Annotated in this window: 2 protein-coding genes; one reads left to right on the forward strand and one right to left on the reverse strand. The window is 63.3% G+C overall.

Annotation, left to right across the window (positions count from 1 at the left end; all coding sequences use genetic code 11):
• Window positions 1–1,080 (reverse strand): class I SAM-dependent rRNA methyltransferase (locus tag OCV80_RS01895; RefSeq protein WP_267288161.1); only part of this gene is annotated, 1,080 nt, incomplete at its 3' end.
• 92 nt (window positions 1,081–1,172) lie between these two features.
• On the opposite strand from OCV80_RS01895, the gene OCV80_RS01900 reads away from it, so the two are divergent.
• Entirely contained in the window at window positions 1,173–1,913 is a 741-nt protein-coding gene (locus OCV80_RS01900; protein WP_036630068.1) for an SH3 domain-containing protein, read from the forward strand.
• Window positions 1,914–1,925 lie beyond the last annotated feature (12 nt).

The following is a 1,925-nucleotide window of genomic DNA, read 5'->3' on the forward strand; positions in this document are numbered from 1 at the left end:
CTCCTCCGTGGCGAAGTGGGAGCAGGAGCAGGTGGCGAGAAGACCGCCCCGGGGCAGCAGCTTCATGGCCCGGTAGTTGATCTCCTTATACCCGGAGATGGCGTTGGCAACGGTCCTGCGGGACTTGGTGAAGGCCGGCGGGTCCAGGATGATGAAGTCGTACCGCTTCGGCTCCTTCTCCAGCGCGGGCAGCAGGTCGAACACGTTGGCGGCCACGCAGTCCACTGCGCCGGTGAGGCCGTTGCGCGCCGCGTTGGCCCGGGCCATCTCCACGGCGGACTCCGACACATCCACGGCGGTGACGTGCTTCGCCCCGCCCATCGCGGCGTTCAGAGCGAAGGATCCGGTGTGGGTGAAGCAGTCCAGCACCGTCCTGCCCCGGGCGATGCGCCCCACCGCCCGGCGGTTGTACTTCTGGTCCAGGAAGAACCCGGTCTTCTGGCCGTTCTCCACGTCTACCAGATATTTCACGCCGTTCTCCGTGATCTCCGTCACTGCAGAATCCGGCGCCGCTTCCCCCGGCAGGGGATACCACCCCTTGCCCTGGGGCAGCCCCTCCTTCTCCCGCAGGGCCACGTCGTTCCGGAGAAGGATCCCGCGGATCGGGAACCCGTCCGCCCGGAGGAGCTCCGCCAGCGCCGGCAGCAGGATGTCCTGGATCCGCTCCATGCCCACGGACAGCACCTGGACGGACAGCAGGTCGTGGAACTTGTCCACCGTCAGTCCGGGAAAGGCATCTGCCTCCCCGAAGATGATCCGGCAGGCGTCCAGGTCCTCCGGAGACATCACGCGCTTCCGGTATTCCCAGGCCCACTGAAGCTTCCGGCGCCAGAAGGCGGCGTCGAACTGGTCATTGGCGTTGCGGGACACCAGCCGCACCCGGATCTTGGACTGTTCCGACAAAAAGCCCGTACCCAGATACCGGCCCTTTTTGCTGATCACGTCCACCAGGCCGCCGTTTTCCGCCTGTCCCTCTGTGGCTGTAATTTCTGCGTCATAGACCCAGGGGTGGCCCCGGAGGATGGCGGCCTCCGCTTTGGCCGTGACGGTGTATCTGGGGTAATTCCGTTCCGCTTTCATGGCATGATTCCTTTCCCTCTGATATTTCCAGGCCAGTGTATCACATTTTTGAGGGAAACGCCATAGACTGGGAAAAAAGGAGGGACAATTCCATGCCCAAGATCTATCTGAGCCCGTCCACTCAGGACTGGAACATGTACGTTACCGGCAGCGGGTCCGAGGAGTACAACATGAACCTGCTGGCAGACGCCCTGGTGCCCTATCTGCTCTCCAACGGCATCCAGTACCAGCGCAACCGGCCGGAGATGACTGCCGGCAGCTCCATCCGGGAGGCCAATCAGGGGGAGTATGACCTGTATCTGGCGCTCCACTCCAACGCCGCCCCAGAGGGGCGCTATGGCGAGGAACGGGGCATTATTGCCTTCTATTACCCCGGCAGCGTGGGCGGTCAGCGGGCCGCAGAGCTCATCGCCCAGGAGCTGCGGAAGATCTATCCATTGCCCAACAAGGTCACTACCCGCCCCACCACTTCACTGGGAGAGGTCCGCCAGCCCCGGTTTCCCTCTGTACTGCTGGAGATCGGCTACCACGACAATTACAGCGACGCCACCTGGCTGGAGGGCCACTGGGATGCCATCGCCCAGCAGATTGCCCGGGGCCTGACGGAGTATTTCGGCCTGCCCTTTATCTACCCCATGGACCCGATGCAGGGCACCGTGTCTGTGAGCAACGGCACGCTGAACCTGCGGGACTATCCATCCTCCTCCGGCAAGGTGATCGCCAACCTTCCCAACGGCGCCGCTGTTACGATCTACGGCGAATGGAACGGCTGGTATGTGGTGCACTACGGGGATCAGGTGGGGTATGCCGCCGCGGCATACATCAATACGTGAGAATCCGCCGGC

This window comes from Oscillibacter acetigenes, assembly GCF_025567605.1.
Taxonomy (GTDB): Bacteria; Bacillota; Clostridia; order Oscillospirales; family Oscillospiraceae; genus Oscillibacter; species Oscillibacter welbionis.